General features: G+C 56.6%; 1 protein-coding gene. It reads right to left on the bottom strand.

From position 1 onward, the window contains the following. Nucleotides 1-37: 37 nt before the first annotated feature. Nucleotides 38-318, bottom strand: a 281-nt coding sequence (locus F0L74_RS34730) for a hypothetical protein (RefSeq protein WP_213087185.1), incomplete at its 5' end; no start/stop codon positions are given.

The raw sequence follows: 318 nt of genomic DNA on the forward strand, positions 1-318 counted from the left end.
GTTACAGGTAGGTTTAAGTGTGGTGTGGAATGTTGGTTTAATCGACCTCCTCGATGGTGGGGCCAGCGCCTCCAGCCCCGGGGGCGGCACCTCCGGCTCCGGGTGCTCCGCCCGGGAAGCCCGGCATACCTCCGGGGACTCCTCCGGCACCCTGGTACATCTTCGTAATTATCGGATTGTAAATGCCTTCCAATTCTTTCTGCTTGTGCTCATACTCCTCCTTGTCGGCCAGCTGGTTGGAATCCAGCCACTTGATGGTGTCGTTGCACTTGTCGAGGATGGTCTGCTTGTCAGAGTCAGAGATCTTTTCCTTGAGCT

It is taken from the genome of Chitinophaga agrisoli (assembly GCF_008386695.1).
GTDB lineage: Bacteria > Bacteroidota > Bacteroidia > Chitinophagales > Chitinophagaceae > Chitinophaga > Chitinophaga agrisoli.